The organism is Pseudomonas sp. DR48 (genome assembly GCF_019823085.1).
In the GTDB taxonomy this organism is placed as follows: domain Bacteria; phylum Pseudomonadota; class Gammaproteobacteria; order Pseudomonadales; family Pseudomonadaceae; genus Aquipseudomonas.
Genome location: NZ_CP081946.1, coordinates 3,660,462 through 3,675,406, shown reverse-complemented (window position 1 = coordinate 3,675,406; position 14,945 = coordinate 3,660,462). Strand labels below are relative to the sequence as shown.

At 59.0% G+C, this 14,945-nt stretch carries 17 protein-coding genes; 9 read left to right on the top strand and 8 right to left on the bottom strand.

Going from position 1 to position 14,945, the window contains the following annotated elements; genetic code table 11:
* The first annotated feature begins 51 nt into the window (after positions 1-51).
* From phhA to K5K95_RS16555, 7 genes are all read left to right on the top strand, one after another.
* Positions 52-837 (top strand): phenylalanine 4-monooxygenase, encoded by a 786-nt coding sequence (gene phhA / locus K5K95_RS16580; protein WP_222585208.1) that lies wholly within the window; start codon positions 52-54, stop codon positions 835-837.
* 105 nt (positions 838-942) lie between these two features.
* Positions 943-1,299 carry a 4a-hydroxytetrahydrobiopterin dehydratase gene (locus tag K5K95_RS16575; protein WP_222585207.1) on the top strand — a complete coding sequence of 119 codons (357 nt, stop codon included), beginning with the start codon at positions 943-945 and terminating at the stop codon, positions 1,297-1,299.
* The gene (locus K5K95_RS16570; protein WP_409999702.1) at positions 1,299-2,492 is read left to right on the top strand and encodes an amino acid aminotransferase; all 1,194 of its coding nucleotides are present in this window, start codon (positions 1,299-1,301) and stop codon (positions 2,490-2,492) included. Before K5K95_RS16575 ends, K5K95_RS16570 begins: the two co-directional genes overlap by 1 nt.
* A gap of 556 nt (positions 2,493-3,048) precedes the next feature.
* Positions 3,049-3,432 carry a DUF6124 family protein gene (locus tag K5K95_RS16565; RefSeq protein ID WP_222585206.1) on the top strand — a complete coding sequence of 128 codons (384 nt, stop codon included), beginning with the start codon at positions 3,049-3,051 and terminating at the stop codon, positions 3,430-3,432.
* 295 nt (positions 3,433-3,727) lie between these two features.
* Positions 3,728-3,859 (top strand): hypothetical protein, encoded by a 132-nt coding sequence (locus K5K95_RS33085; RefSeq protein WP_010461912.1) that lies wholly within the window; start codon positions 3,728-3,730, stop codon positions 3,857-3,859.
* 76 nt (positions 3,860-3,935) lie between these two features.
* Positions 3,936-4,118: a hypothetical protein gene (locus K5K95_RS16560; RefSeq protein ID WP_090188525.1), complete on the top strand. Its 183-nt coding sequence runs from the start codon at positions 3,936-3,938 to the stop codon at positions 4,116-4,118.
* Positions 4,119-4,222: 104 nt separating this feature from the next.
* The gene (locus K5K95_RS16555; protein ID WP_222585205.1) at positions 4,223-5,422 is read left to right on the top strand and encodes an MFS transporter; all 1,200 of its coding nucleotides are present in this window, start codon (positions 4,223-4,225) and stop codon (positions 5,420-5,422) included.
* Here K5K95_RS16555 and arfB read toward each other — a convergent pair.
* Complete coding sequence (gene arfB, locus K5K95_RS16550) at positions 5,419-5,832, bottom strand: alternative ribosome rescue aminoacyl-tRNA hydrolase ArfB (RefSeq protein ID WP_090181465.1); 414 nt, start codon at positions 5,830-5,832, stop codon at positions 5,419-5,421. The two genes, K5K95_RS16555 and arfB, sit on opposite strands and share 4 nt — an antisense overlap.
* Before the next feature lie 229 nt (positions 5,833-6,061).
* Positions 6,062-7,477 carry an amino acid permease gene (locus K5K95_RS16545; protein ID WP_222585204.1) on the bottom strand — a complete coding sequence of 472 codons (1,416 nt, stop codon included), beginning with the start codon at positions 7,475-7,477 and terminating at the stop codon, positions 6,062-6,064.
* A 931-nt stretch (positions 7,478-8,408) separates the two neighbouring features.
* On the opposite strand from K5K95_RS16545, the gene K5K95_RS16540 reads away from it, so the two are divergent.
* Together K5K95_RS16540 and K5K95_RS16535 are read left to right on the top strand one after the other, a co-directional pair.
* Positions 8,409-8,546, top strand: a complete 138-nt coding sequence (locus K5K95_RS16540) for a hypothetical protein (protein WP_167360483.1) — start codon at positions 8,409-8,411, stop codon at positions 8,544-8,546.
* Between the two features lie 68 nt (positions 8,547-8,614).
* A complete protein-coding gene (locus K5K95_RS16535) occupies positions 8,615-9,580 on the top strand; it encodes a leucyl aminopeptidase (protein ID WP_222585203.1) in 966 nt (321 codons plus the stop codon).
* Between the two features lie 199 nt (positions 9,581-9,779).
* Here the strand turns inward: K5K95_RS16535 and rluB are convergent, their stop codons facing one another.
* From rluB to K5K95_RS16505, 6 genes are all read right to left on the bottom strand, one after another.
* The gene (gene rluB, locus K5K95_RS16530; protein ID WP_090181460.1) at positions 9,780-11,048 is read right to left on the bottom strand and encodes a 23S rRNA pseudouridine(2605) synthase RluB; all 1,269 of its coding nucleotides are present in this window, start codon (positions 11,046-11,048) and stop codon (positions 9,780-9,782) included.
* A 169-nt stretch (positions 11,049-11,217) separates the two neighbouring features.
* Positions 11,218-11,409: a DUF1289 domain-containing protein gene (locus K5K95_RS16525; RefSeq protein WP_222585202.1), complete on the bottom strand. Its 192-nt coding sequence runs from the start codon at positions 11,407-11,409 to the stop codon at positions 11,218-11,220.
* Positions 11,410-11,554: 145 nt separating this feature from the next.
* Complete coding sequence (gene scpB, locus K5K95_RS16520) at positions 11,555-12,541, bottom strand: SMC-Scp complex subunit ScpB (protein WP_222585201.1); 987 nt, start codon at positions 12,539-12,541, stop codon at positions 11,555-11,557.
* A gap of 11 nt (positions 12,542-12,552) precedes the next feature.
* Positions 12,553-13,311, bottom strand: a complete 759-nt coding sequence (locus tag K5K95_RS16515; protein WP_222590357.1) for a segregation and condensation protein A — start codon at positions 13,309-13,311, stop codon at positions 12,553-12,555.
* Between the two features lie 60 nt (positions 13,312-13,371).
* Positions 13,372-14,001 carry an L-threonylcarbamoyladenylate synthase gene (locus tag K5K95_RS16510; protein WP_222585200.1) on the bottom strand — a complete coding sequence of 210 codons (630 nt, stop codon included), beginning with the start codon at positions 13,999-14,001 and terminating at the stop codon, positions 13,372-13,374.
* A 13-nt stretch (positions 14,002-14,014) separates the two neighbouring features.
* A complete protein-coding gene (locus K5K95_RS16505; RefSeq protein ID WP_222585199.1) occupies positions 14,015-14,878 on the bottom strand; it encodes a PHP domain-containing protein in 864 nt (287 codons plus the stop codon).
* Between the last annotated feature and the right edge of the window lie 67 nt (positions 14,879-14,945).

Below are 14,945 nucleotides of genomic sequence, written 5' to 3'. Positions count from 1 at the left end.
AGATCCATAGCAGGACATAACAAGAACGAAATCCCCTAGCAGGAGAGCAGCATGAAGCAGACGCAATACGTGGCTCGCGAGCCCGATGCGCAAGGTTTTATCGACTACCCCGCCGAAGAACACGCGGTGTGGAACACGCTGATCACTCGCCAACTGAAAGTGATCGAGGGTCGTGCGTGCCAGGAATACCTGGACGGTATCGAAAAACTCGGTCTGCCCCACGACCGCATTCCGCAACTTGGCGAAATCAACAAAGTCCTCGGCGAAACCACCGGGTGGCAAGTTGCCCGGGTGCCGGCACTGATCCCCTTCCAGACCTTCTTCGAATTACTGGCCAACAAGCAGTTTCCGGTGGCGACGTTTATCCGCACCCGTGAAGAGCTGGACTACCTGCAAGAACCGGATATTTTCCACGAGATCTTTGGCCACTGTCCGCTGCTGACCAACCCCTGGTTCGCCGAATTTACCCACACCTACGGCAAACTTGGCCTACAGGCTTCCAAGGAAGAACGCGTGTATCTGGCGCGCCTGTACTGGATGACCATCGAGTTCGGCCTGGTTGATACCGAGCAAGGCCTGCGTATCTACGGCGGCGGCATTCTCTCTTCGCCCAAAGAAACCGTTTACTGCCTGTCGGACGAGCCTGAACATCAAGCCTTCGATCCGCTGGAATGCATGCGCACGCCGTATCGCATCGACATCCTGCAACCGCTGTATTTTGTCTTGCCGAACCTCAAGCGCCTGTTCGATCTGGCCCATGAAGACATCATGGGGATGGTCAAGCAAGGCATGCAGTTGGGCTTGCACACTCCAAAATTTCCGCCCAAAGCTGCTTGATCCGCAGCTTTTAGAATCAAGTGAGCCTGTCAGGACCCGACGCTTTGGTTTAGCGTGGGGGTACTGACGGTCGAATTCCAATAATCAGATTTCAGGAATCTCATCATGTCCACATTGAACCAAGCCCACTGCGAAGCCTGCCGCGCCGATGCCCCTCAGGTCAGCGACGAAGAATTGCCGGTACTGATCAAGCAGATCCCCGACTGGAACATCGAAGTTCGCGACGGCGTCATGCAGCTGGAAAAAGTCTTCCTGTTCAAGAACTTCAAATATGCGCTGGCGTTCACTAACGCGGTCGGCGAAATCTCCGAGGCCGAAGGTCACCACCCGGGCCTGCTGACCGAGTGGGGCAAAGTCACCGTGACCTGGTGGAGCCACTCCATCAAGGGTCTGCACCGCAACGATTTCATCATGGCCGCGCGCACTGACGAAGTGGCCAAGGACGCCGAGGGCCGCAAATAATGCATTTTGACGCCATAGGTCGAGTGCCCGGCGACCCGATTCTCGGCCTGATGGAGGCCTATGCGCAGGACCCCAATCCGCGCAAATTCGACCTTGGCGTGGGTGTCTATAAAGACGCCCAGGGCCTGACCCCGATTCCCCAGTCCGTGAAGCTCGCCGAGCAACGCCTGGTGGATCGCCAGACCACCAAGACCTACATCGGCGGCCATGGTGAGCCAGCGTTCGGCAAGGCGATCATTGAATTGGTGCTCGGCGCCGATTCGCCGCTGATCGCTGAACAACGCGCTGGCGCCACCCAGACACCGGGTGGCACCGGCGCGCTGCGTCTGAGTGCGGACTTCATTGCCCAATGCCTGCCCGGTCGCGGCGTGTGGTTAAGCAACCCGACCTGGCCGATCCACGAATCCATTTTCGCGGCGGCCGGGGTCAAGGTCAGTCATTACCCGTACGTCGGCAGCGATAACCGCCTCGATGTCGACGCCATGCTGGCCGTTCTCAACGAAGTGCCGAAGGGCGATGTGGTGCTGCTGCACGCCTGCTGCCACAACCCGACCGGTTTCGACCTGTCCCATGACGACTGGCGCCGCGTGCTGGACGTGGTGCGCAGCCGCGACCTGGTGCCGCTGATCGATTTCGCTTACCAGGGTTTCGGCGATGGCCTGGAACAGGATGCCTGGTCGACCCGTCTGTTCGCCGACGCGTTGCCGGAAGTGCTGATCACCAGTTCCTGCTCGAAGAACTTCGGCTTGTACCGCGACCGTACCGGCGCGCTGATTGTCTGTGCGAAAACCGCTGAGAAGCTGGTGGATATCCGCAGCCAGTTGGCCAACATCGCCCGTAACCTGTGGTCGACACCACCGGATCACGGTGCCGCCGTGGTCGCGACCATCCTTGGCGATCCGGAGCTGAAAAGCCTCTGGGCCGACGAAGTGGAAACCATGCGCTTGCGCATCGCCCAACTGCGTAGCGGTCTGCTGGAGGCGCTTGAACCGCACGGCTTGCGTGAGCGCTTTGCGCACATGGGCGTGCAGCGCGGGATGTTTTCCTACACTGGCTTGTCGCCGGCGCAGGTCAAACAGCTGCGTGATCACCACAGCGTTTATATGGTTGGCACCGGCCGGGCCAACGTCGCCGGAATCGATGCAACCCGCTTGGACCTGCTGGCTGAGGCGATTGCCGAAGTCTGCAAGTAACCTTCAGGCAAAACACATCCCCCTGTGGGAGTGAGCCTGCTCGCGATAGCGGTGAGTCAGTCGACAGATGTATCGACTGACTCACCGCTATCGCGAGCAGGCTCACTCCCACATTTGTTTTGTGTTGGCGCTTCCAACAAGCCAATCGCTGAAATCGCTCCCGACTACGTAAGACCTTTCTCAAAAAATCCAAATCCAATAAACACGATCAGCCACGGCTGTTTATCGACACGCCGTGATACGTCCCAAGGGCTACAAAACCTTGCGCCGTTGCCTACGGCTACGCCAGAATCCGCTGGCTTGTGCGCCTGGTGCTTGCTGGGTAATTTGATTGCGTCACTGATTCCAGTGATCGAGCTTAGCGGCTCGGCTAGTCGTCTACGGTTGCACATGTCGAATCCAGTCAGGCACTCGCCTGCACTTGATGGTGGCTGTGCGCATGGCACCTTCGGGTGCACCGGGTTTTAGGTGACTACCGGTCCGCTAACTTGCGCACAGCTGCCACCCCTTCGCTTAGCGGCGAGAAGGTTGCAGCCTCACCAAAGGTTAGTCACCCATGCTCAAGGTAACGCCAAACCCGCCAGTCACCGAACCGGCCTCCATCACTGATCCAACCTCCCCCTACGAATGCCCTGACTCAAAAAAATTCAACGAAGCCGCCGAGCGCGCCCTCGACTATTATCTGGGTCCACCAACCGCCCGGATCATGGCGGCGCCCTATTGCCCCAATCGCCTCTACATGACCAATCCGAAGTCCAGCAACGAATCCCTGCTGGTCGACGCCAGCGAGACCCTCGGCTCAGCCAACGTCATGCTCAACGACTTCGCTGCCCTGCTCGAAGGCACCCATCGCAAAACGCTGTTAGGTATCGCCCAGATCGTCATGTTGGGAGAGTTGGCGGTTAATCAGGTGCTGGATAACCTGGTACCGACTGAGTAATTCCGGCTGGATCAAGCTATTTCCCTAGTCTGCAAATAACGAAATGGGAGAGAGAGCCCGCTCGCGAATGCGCAGTGTCAGTCGACATCAACACTGACTGATCCACCGCTATCGCGAGCAGGCTCGCTCCCACATTTTTTTGGGTCACCCCTATTGACCTGTCTAGACAATCCCATCCGTCGAAACAAATGGATATAAAAGTCTATTTGTCATTTCTCCTGCTGTATCCTGCCCAAGCTTTGTAAAAGCGCGGATCTACCAGATCTATCAACAGACTTTGCGAGGAGCGCGAAACATGCACGAGATCCCTAATCTCCCCTTCCCAAGCCTGCACGAAACTGAGCAGACAACCACGCAACAAGCCGGCGCCCAACAGCCCGAGCCGAAGGAAGCCACTGAACGCCGCCAGGCTGACAGCGAAGACTGAAACACCCGCAATGCCAGACCGTGTGGAAAGCGCTAACATGCGCTTTCCACACCGCCTGAACCGCGAGTTCGACACCATGAGCGATGATTTCACTGAAACCCAAGCCAGCGTCCTGATCGGCACCGCCGAGAAGATGATCGAGATCTGGAATCGCCTTTCCCCCGAAAAACAAGCCACGCTGCTCGCCCGTTTCGGTAGCGAAGAAAACGCCCTGGCCGCCCTGGTCACGACGCAACTGGTCGCCCCCACCAAAACCTGACTTACGCCACCCGGCAAATAGTTTTACTTTTTCCACGCCCCTCGGCCGCCCGCGCCGGTATCATAAGCAGCCTATCTATCCTGCTTTCCCGTGGACCTTTACCCATGTCTGAAAACCAGCGCCCCCTGGCGGTCACGCTGCAAGTCGTTTCCATCGTCCTGTTCACCTTCATTGGCTACCTCAATATCGGCATTCCCCTGGCCGTATTGCCCGGCTATGTCCACAGCGACTTGGGCTTTGGCGCTGTGATCGCAGGGCTGGTGATCAGCGTGCAATACCTGGCCACTCTGCTCAGCCGCCCTTATGCCGGGAAAATCATCGACAACAAAGGCAGCAAGCTGGCGGTGATGTACGGCCTCGCCGGCTGCGGCTTGAGCGGTGTGTTCATGCTGATCTCGGCCTGGACCCAAAGCCTGCCGATGCTGAGCCTGATCAGCTTGTTGATCGGCCGACTGGTGCTTGGTAGCGCGGAAAGCCTGGTGGGTTCCGGTTCGATTGGCTGGGGGATTGGCCGGGTCGGCGCGGCGAACACCGCCAAGGTGATTTCCTGGAACGGTATCGCCAGCTACGGCGCGCTGGCGGTCGGCGCACCGCTGGGGGTGCTGCTGGTCAGTCAGTTGGGCTTGTGGAGCATGGGGGTGAGCATTGTGCTGCTGGCCTTCCTCGGTCTGGCGCTGGCCTGGCCGAAAACCGCCGCGCCGATTGTGGTCGGCGAACGGCTGCCGTTCATGCACGTGCTCGGTCGGGTGCTGCCGCACGGTTGCGGTCTGGCACTGGGCTCGATTGGTTTCGGCACCATTGCCACTTTCATCACCTTGTATTACGCCACGCAACACTGGAACAACGCGGTGCTGTGCCTGAGCCTGTTCGGCGCCAGTTTCATTGGTGCGCGGCTGCTGTTCGGCAACCTGATCAACCGCCTCGGCGGCTTTCGCGTGGCAATTGCCTGCCTGTCGGTGGAAACCCTGGGCTTGTTGCTGTTGTGGCTCGCACCGGATGCGCATTGGGCTCTGGCCGGCGCGGCATTGAGCGGTTTCGGCTTCTCGCTGGTGTTTCCGGCGTTGGGCGTTGAAGCGGTCAACCTGGTGCCCGCCTCCAGCCGTGGCGCAGCGGTCGGGGCCTATTCATTGTTCATCGATTTGTCGCTGGGGATCACCGGACCGCTGGCCGGTGCGATTGCCGCAGGCTTTGGTTTCGCCTCGATCTTCCTGTTCGCCGCGTTCGCTGCGTTGAGCGGATTGGCACTCAGCGTGTACTTGTACCGGCAAGCGCCAAGGTATCGGGAAGAACGCGACGCCCGCTAGAAATCCACTTTGCCGCGTCCGGCCTTGATGCTGCCGCGCTTGGTCTTGGATTCGAGCCGACGCTTCTTCGAACCGAGGGTCGGCTTGGTCGGACGACGTTTCTTTTCGACCTTGGTGGCGCTGAGAATCAACTCGACCAGCCGCTCCAGCGCATCCGCGCGATTGGCTTCCTGCGTGCGGTATTGCTGGGCCTTGATGATCAACACGCCGTCACTGGTGATGCGACTGTCACGCAGCGCCAGCAGCCGTTCCTTGTAGAACTCGGGCAAGGACGACGCCGCAATGTCGAAGCGCAGGTGCATGGCGCTGGAGACTTTGTTGACGTTCTGCCCACCGGCGCCCTGGGCGCGAATGGCCGTCAACTCGATCTCGGCATCCGGCAGATGCACATTGTTGGAAATCACCAGCATGGAAAAGCGTCCGTATTCAGAACGTGCAGGATACCGCGAATCAGATCCCCGGTACGCCGAAGATCCCTTGTGGGAGCGGGCTTGCTCGCGAAGGCGGTGAATCAGGCGATGTTGATGTCGACTGACACACCGCCTTCGCGAGCAAGCCCGCTCCCACAGGGGATTTGTGTAAACCCATAAAGCAACAAACCCGGCACATGGCCGGGTTTGTTGTTTCTGCGTGCTGCGCTTACTTCACGTTTGCCGCGTGCAGGGCATGTTGCGCACTGCGTTTGTTCTTGATGCCGTAGCAAACCCACATGAACGCCACCCACACCGGGATCGCGTACACCGAGATCTGAATCCCCGGGATCAGCAGCATCACGCCGAGAATGAACACCACGAACGCCAGGCAGATGTAGTTCCCGTACGGGTACCACAGGGCCTTGAACAGCGGCGTCTGTTTGGTCTTGTTCATGTGCTGGCGGAACTTGAAGTGCGAGAAGCTGATCATTGCCCAGTTGATCACCAGGGTCGCAACCACCAGCGACATCAACAGTTCCAACGCGTTTTGCGGGATCAGGTAGTTGAGCAAAACTGCGATCAGCGTCACCGCCGCCGACGCAAGGATCGAACGTACCGGCACGCCGCGCTTGTCGATTTTCGACAACACCTTGGGCGCATCGCCCTGCTCGGCCATGCCCAGCAGCATGCGGCTGTTGCAGTAGGTGCCGCTGTTGTAGACCGACAACGCCGCGGTCAGCACCACGAAGTTGAGGATGTGCGCGGCGGTGTTGCTGCCGAGCATCGAGAACACCTGAACGAACGGGCTACCGCTGTAGGAGTCGCCAGACGCGTTCAAGGTAGCCAGCAGGCTGTCCCAAGGGGTCAGCGACAACAGAATGACCAGCGCACCGATGTAGAAAATCAGGATCCGGTAGATCACCTGATTGATGGCTTTGGGGATCACGGTTTTCGGTTTGTCAGCTTCGGCGGCGGTGAAACCGAGCATTTCCAGGCCACCGAAGGAGAACATGATGATCGCCATCGCCATCACCAGACCGCTGACGCCGTTCGGGAAGAAGCCGCCGTGAGACCACAGGTTACTCACCGAGGCTTGCGGGCCGCCGTGGCCGCTGACCAGCAAGTAGCTGCCCAACGCGATCATGCCGACGATCGCCACGACCTTGATGATCGCGAACCAGAACTCGGCCTCGCCAAAGACTTTGACGTTGGCCAGGTTGATCAGGTTGATCAAGACGAAGAAGCCGGCTGCGGAGACCCAGGTCGGAATGTCCGGCGCCCAATAGTGGATGTATTTGCCGACGGCAGTCAGCTCCGACATGCCCACCAGAATGTACAGGATCCAGCAGTTCCAGCCCGACAGGAAGCCGGCGAAACCACCCCAGTATTTGTGCGCGAAGTGGCTGAAGGATCCGGCCACGGGCTCTTCGACGATCATTTCGCCGAGCTGGCGCATGATCATGAACGCAATGAAGCCGCAGATGGCATAGCCGAGGATCATCGACGGACCGGCGGATTTGAGCACGCCGGCCGAGCCGAGGAACAACCCCGTACCGATCGCGCCACCGAGGGCGATCAATTGAATATGGCGATTTTTCAGGCCGCGTTTCAGCTCGCCTGAATGCGAGTTTTGTCCACTCATGAAAAGGGTCTCACGCAAGGTTTGATGATGTTCAGTAGACGTTGCTGCTCAATTGCACTTTCAAGCAGCGCCGATCAAACCCCAGCGCAAGCACCAGGAGTTCAGCGTATTTACTACGGTCATGCGTCACCTGTTTGTTTTTATCTGTGACGAAATCGAACCCGACACGCTCGTGACGCGACGGAGTGAACAAGGCGGATAGCCTCGAAATTTGCGCATTTGCGCAGGAGGTCACAGGTAAAACGCGGCGCATTGTACACCTGTAACCCCCTGCTGCCAGACACCACTGGATCAGCGTGTCATTTGCCGGGATTGCCTGTGTCCGCCCCGAGCGTCTCGGGCGGCTGCATAAATAGGGTCAGACCTTTGCAGGTCATCGACGGGAGCAACGATTAAATCGCCCCACGGGGAGAGATGAAGATGAGTCACGGCGTTCATTGCGCCTCCTTCTTGTTATGCACCTGCACGGCAGGCATGGGGCGCATCTCACCCTTCCGGAGCGCCTGAAACAAGCCGCCCAGAGCCCTGCAAGCGAGTTAAACGGTGTCAGGACGGCAGGTTTTCCTTACAGGCTTGCCGTGTCCGTCAATCCAAGGGGTTTGAAGGGCATTTTCGTCAGCATTTCTTTACAAGCCGTAACGTAAATATTCCACATCAGATCCCTTCGCCGGACGACTGCAAATTGACGGTGGGACGCTTCTGACGGAAAAGGTCGAGTTAGTTTTTTGTTTTCTATTAATAAATTCGCCGCCTAAAAACAGAATAAAAAGTTCAAATAAATCTTATTTAATTATTTTTTTGCAATTTAAAAAGCCCTGAACTAGGTTTTCAGCGACGTGCCGAAACGCATCAACCGGCAAGTTGGCGCGTTATTCAATGACTGAAAAATGCGTCGCTGCACTTACCGAAAAAGTCATCTAGGAGATTCACAATGCAAGCACTTGAAAAAGACTTGGACACTGAACTGCAACTGGACGATTGGTTTGAAGCACCGACCCATGAAGCCGCCGTTGAAATGATGCAAGCCGACGCGGTTGTTCCGTTCGGCACGGCGATGTGGCCTTTGTAAGCCATCCTGGCGGGCATAATCCGGCCGGTTGTGCCCGCCACTTTTCTCGGTTTGTCAGGGAGGACTACATGGATAAGCAACGCGCCATTTCGCATTTCCTTTACTACCTCGAACATCACCCTGCCCTTGCCGGCCTTCATCCGGCGAAGGTCTTGCTGGGCCATACGGCTGATTACGAGGCGCTGACCGGTGCCATCGTCGAACAGGCCACTGGCAGACAGCCATTTTGTTTCAGCACCCTGCGCCTGGACCTCGAACCGACAGAAACGCTGGCCCAGGCGATTATCGACAGCGACCTGTACATTTTCTTCTATGACTCTTCCACCCTTGCCAATCCACGGCCCGAAGGCCCGGAGTTTGTCCGCGCGCTGCAAGGCGTAATGGCCGAGAACTGGAAGAAGTCGCTGCTGTTCAAGGATTACGGCGATTACTTCTACGACACTTTCAGTGTCACGCCGCAACGTATTGCCGGGTTGAACAGCCACTTGATCCAGCGCATGTCGCAGGCGACAACCCTGAGTTTCAAAGATGATCTTGGCTCGTGGTTTGAAACACCGCTGAGCAGCATCAAGAAGTGGACCGACATCAACGGTGTCGGCAACTTTGACCTGGCCCCCGGTGAAATCGCGACGCACAGCGAAGCCATTAATGGCCGGGTAAAGTTTATGGGGACGTTCCTCAGCACCATCCCGTTTGCCCGCAAATACGGCGTATTGGAATCACCGCTGGAGTTGTGGATCGAGAACTCGACCATCAGCAAGATCGCCACGGACGTGCCGGGGCTGGAACATGACTTCAACAAATACCTGGATGCCAACCCATCCAATCGGCGGATCGAGGAGCTGGGGATTGGCACCAACGAAGGCGTGAAGGCGCTCTACGCGCGCAACGCCGGCTTTGAGGAGCGTCATTGCGGCTTGCATCTGGGGCTGGGTGGCGGGGCCAAGGGCAGCCATCACCTGGACCTGATTTTTTCCAGCGGCGTGTTGGCGCTGGATGATGAGCCGGTGTTTGATGGGCGATTTGTCTTCTAGACCGTGAGGTAGCGGTGTTGCTAATGGCCTCTTCGCGAGCAAGCCCGCTCCCACATTTGATTGCATTCCCCTGGAAAAAACCGGTCAACTGTGGGAGCGGGCTTGCTCGCGAAGGCGTCCATACAAACAACACATCACTTAAGCCAGCAAAAAAAAACGCCAACCCGAAGGTTGGCGTTTTTTTATGGGCGCTTACCGATTACTCAGGCTTGCGGCGACCAAAGCCCGGGCGCTGGCCCGAACCGGCTGGTGCACCGCGACGCTTGCCCGATGGCGCGTCCTTGTCGACCAGAACGATGCCTGGGCGTTTCTTCGGCGCTGGCTTGGCCGGGCGCTTGGTGTCCGAAGGACGGTCTGCCACAGGCGTACCGCGACCTGCTGGAGCACCGCGATCACTGCGACCACCGCTTGGCGCACCGCGGCCTTCGCCACGTTCAGTGCGACCATTGGCCGGACGCGGCGTGCGTGGACCGCGCTCGCCATCGGCACGCGGTGCCACTGGCTTGCGGGCCGGACGCTCGCCTTCGATCTTCGGCTCACGTGGAGCACGTGGACCGGCAGCCGGGGCGCCAGCAGCTGGGCGCAACGTACGCACGCGCTCGGTCTTGCCGACCGGACGGGACGATTTGCGCTGCATACGCTCAAGCTTGTCTTTGCTCTTGGCGTTCATCTGCGGCATGGCCACCGGGGTCAGGCCCACTTCAGCACTCAGAATGTCGACTTCGTACTGGCTCATTTCGCGCCAGCGACCCATCGGCAGGTCGGAGTTGAGGAACACCGGACCGAAACGCACGCGCTTCAGACGGCTGACCACCAGGCCCTGGGATTCCCACAGGCGACGGACTTCGCGGTTGCGACCTTCCATCACTACGCAGTGATACCAGTGGTTGAAACCTTCGCCGCCCGGAGCCTGCTTGATGTCGGTGAACTTGGCCGGGCCGTCTTCGAGGACGACGCCTGCTTTCAGACGCTCGATCATCTCATCATCGACTTCACCACGTACACGTACCGCGTATTCACGGTCCATTTCGTAGGACGGGTGCATCAGGCGGTTAGCCAGCTCACCGTCGGTGGTGAACATCAGCAGACCGGTGGTGTTGATGTCCAGACGACCGATGTTGATCCAGCGGCCTTCTTTCGGCTTCGGCATTTTGTCGAACACGGTCGGACGGCCTTCCGGGTCGTCACGGGTGCAGATTTCACCGTCGGGCTTGTTGTACATGATCACGCGGCGTACCGACTCGGCGGCTTCTTCGCGCTTGATCACCTTGCCATCAATGGTGATGGCGTCATGCAGGTCGACGCGCAGGCCAAGTGTGGCGTCTTTGCCGTTGACCTTGATGCGGCCATGACTGATCCAGGCTTCTACGTCACGGCGCGAGCCGACGCCGATACGGGCGAGGACTTTCTGCAGCTTTTCGCCTGCTGGGCCGATTTCCTGGTCGTCTTTCTGGTCGTTGATACTCATCTGGGCACCTCCCGGTGTGGTCTGTTCAGGCGGCCCATGATTGAGCGTCCTGAAGCGATGTAAAACTGTTACTTTTTTGAAGAGCTTGGGCGTAGGGATCGCCGAAGGGTCGCGAATCATACGCTCATGGGAGCGTTTGCGCATCAGAGACTAGCTGATGATTGCCTGCTTATTTGCTTTTACGCCGAACGGCGCCGCCGAGTTTGTTCAACCTGAGCGCCGACTCCGCGAGCACTGTGCGCTTGTCCGCCTTGTCGAGCTTCTTCCAGGCCTTGATCTCGCGCTTGCTGCGGCCACAGCCGAGGCAGATGTCGTCGTTGAATTTGCAGACGCTGATGCATGGGTCTTTGGTAGAACTCATCAAATACTCCAGACAACACAAACCCCTTGTGGGAGCGGGCTTGCTCGCGAATGCGGTGGGTCAGTCGACATCTTTGTTGCCTGACCCACCGCATTCGCGAGCAAGCCCGCTCCCACAGGGATTTCTATTGTTCTCAGGGTTGAGGTCAGTCGTCGAATTCGCGGCGTTCGGCTTCGATTGCTTCGGCCAAGGCTCGGGCTTCGGCTTCTTCGTCGCTCAATTCGGGCTCGGGTTTCGATTGTTCGAGAGCGGCGACAGCAGCCAGGAGTTTTTCGCGCGCTTCGGCGACGCCAAGCACGTCATCCTCAAGCTCTTCTTCCGGCTCCTCTTCGACTGTGGCTTCAGGCTCAGGATGAAGTTCAACTTCGATTTCCGGCTCCGGCTGCTCCAGGACTTCTTCAGTCTCAGTCAACGCACCATCGCGCAAAATGTCGTCGAAGTCGGTCTTGAGCCCCTCCTCCATGGTGTCCAGTTCCAGCAACAGCGTATGGAAACTGGTTTCTTCCTTGGGCTCTTCCGGCTCGGCACTGGCGTCGGCCAGTTCCTGCAAGCTGGCCGGGACTGGCGCGTCGTCGAAGTCGAGCACCGGATCAGGCTCCAGCTCACGCAAGTCAGCCAGTGGCGGCAAGTCGTCGAGGTTTTTCAGGTTGAAGTGATCGAGAAAAGCCTTGGTGGTGGCGAACATCGCCGGTTTGCCGGGCACGTCACGGTAACCGACGATGCGGATCCACTCGCGCTCCAGCAGGGTCTTGACGATGTGACTGTTGACCGCCACGCCCCGCACGTCTTCGATCTCGCCCCGGGTGATCGGCTGGCGATAGGCGATCAGGGCGATGGTTTCGAGCATGGCGCGCGAATACCGCTGCGGGCGTTCTTCCCACAGTCGTCCGACCCAAGGCGAAAACTTTTCGCGAATCTGCAGGCGATAGCCGGAGGCCACTTCCTTCAGCTCGAAGGCGCGACCGTCGCAGGACTTGGCCAGAATCGTCAGGGCTTTCTTGAAGACCGGCGGCTCGGGTCGCTCGCCTTCCTCGAAGAGTTCGAAGAGGCGTTCCAGCGATTGCGGTTTTCCCGAGGCCAACAGAAAGGCTTCAAGCAGTGGCGCCAGCTCGCGGGGTTCAGTCAGGTTCATGATTCAACTCGTTATTCGGCTCGGGCTCGCACGTGGATCGCCGCGAACGGCTCATTCTGCACCAGCTCGACCAAAGATTCCTTGACCAGTTCGAGGATCGCCATAAAGGTCACCACGACCCCCAGGCGTCCTTCTTCAGCGGTGAACAGCTCGACAAAGGGCACGAAACCGCCGCCCTTGAGCCGGTCCAGCACGTCGCTCATGCGCTCGCGGGTGGACAGCGCCTCGCGGCTGACCTGGTGACTTTCGAACATGTCGCCACGGCGCAGGACTTCGGCCATGGACAACAACAGCTCTGACAGGCGCACGTCCGGCAACAGTTTGCGCGCCCGGGCTTCGGGGGCATCGAGCTTGGGCACGACCACGTCGCGCCCGACCCGGCTCAGGCCATCGATGCCTTCGGCGGCAGCCTTGAAGCGTTCGTACTCCTGCAAGCGCCGGATCAGTTCGGCACGCGGGTCCTCTTCTTCGTCTTCGATGGTTTCGGCACGCGGCAGCAACATCCGCGACTTGATCTCGGCCAGCATCGCGGCCATCACCAGGTACTCGGCGGCCAGCTCCAGGCGCACCGACTGCATCAACTCGACATACCCCATGTACTGACGCGTGATTTCCGCCACCGGGATGTCGAGGATGTTGATGTTCTGTTTGCGGATCAGGTACAGCAGCAGGTCGAGGGGACCTTCGAAGGCTTCGAGAAAAACCTCGAGTGCGTCCGGCGGGATGTACAGGTCCAGCGGCATTTCCATGACCGCCTGGCCATAGACCATGGCGAAGGGCAGCTCCTGCTGGGCGCCGGCCTGACTGTCAACGGGTTCTACTGCGGACATCTACGCCTCGGCCATGAACGGCGCAGGGTCGCCGCAACCCACACGGATCACTTCCGGCTCGCCGTCGGCGAGGTTGATCACGGTGGACGCCTTGATCCCGCCGAAACCGCCATCGATGATCAGGTCGACCTGATGCTCGAGCACCTGGCGCATTTCGTAAGGATCGGTCATCGGTTCGGTTTCGCCGGGCAGGATCAGGCTCACGCTCATCAGCGGCTCGCCGAGCTCTTCAAGCAGCGCCAGGGCTATCGGATGGCTTGGCACCCGCAGGCCGATGGTGCGTTTTTTTGGATGCAGCAACAGGCGCGGGACTTCGCGCGTGGCGTTCAGAATGAAGGTGTACGGCCCCGGCAGGTGCGCCTTGAGCAAGCGGAACAGGCCGGTGTCGATCTTGGCGAACAGCCCCAGCTGCGACAGGTCGCTGCAAATCAGCGCGAAGTTGTGCTTGTCGTCCAGCCCGCGCAACCGGCGCACGCGCTCCACGGCGTTCTTGTCGCCGATCTGGCAACCGATTGCGTAGGACGAGTCTGTGGGATAAATCACCACCCCGCCTTTGCGGATGATCTCGACAGCCTGCTTGATCAGGCGCGCTTGCGGGTTTTCCGGATGAATCTGGAAAAATTGACTCACATTCTCTACCTGTTCAGACGACGGCAATAATTGGGTCATGTTTGAATCGACACCACAGTGGTGGCAGATCCTCCGGGAGCGGGCGATATTCACCGATCTCGGACCAGCCTCCAGGGCCATGAAAATCACTGCCGGCGCTGACCAGCAGACCGAACTCACGGGCGAGAATCGCCAGGCTGCCCACTTGTTCGGCGGGCTGATGGCCATTGACCACTTCGATAGCGTGGCCCCCTGCTTGAATATAGTCAGAAATCAGGCGGCGACGCTTGCTGCGAGTGAAATCGTAGTGCCACGGATGCGCCAGGCTGACCCAGGCTTGCGCGGCCCTGAGGGTTTCAACCGTGTCTTCAAGGGTCGGCCAGTGTTGCTTGACGTCGCCCAGCTTGCCGGCGCCCAGCCATTTGCGGAACGCTTCGGCGCGATCCTTGACGAAACCTTCACGCACCATCCAGTCGGCGAAATGCGGTCGGGCCGGGGCATTGCCGCTGTCACCCAGCTCCTGCTGCATGGCCCGGGCACCGTCTAGCGCTCCCGGCATACCTTTCAGCGCCAGTTTGCGACTTATTTCTTCGGACCGTAGCCAGCGGCCATCGTGCAATTTGGCAATGGCCTCGACCAACGGTGCGGCATTGACATCAAACCCGTACCCCAGCACATGAATGGTCGCCCCACCCCAGGTGCAGGACAATTCGACGCCATTGACCAGTTGCATTCCCAGTTCGGACGCAGCGGTGCGGGCCTCATCGAGGCCTTCCAGGGTGTCGTGATCGGTCAAGGCCAGGACTCGCACGCCTTTCTCGTACGCACGCGCAACCAGAACTGCCGGCGCGAGTGCGCCATCGGAAGCGGTGCTATGGCAGTGCAAATCGACATTCACGGGGATGTGTTACCTCAAATCAGCTGACGCTATCGCGCGCCCATATGTTTGTTATTATGCCGCCACA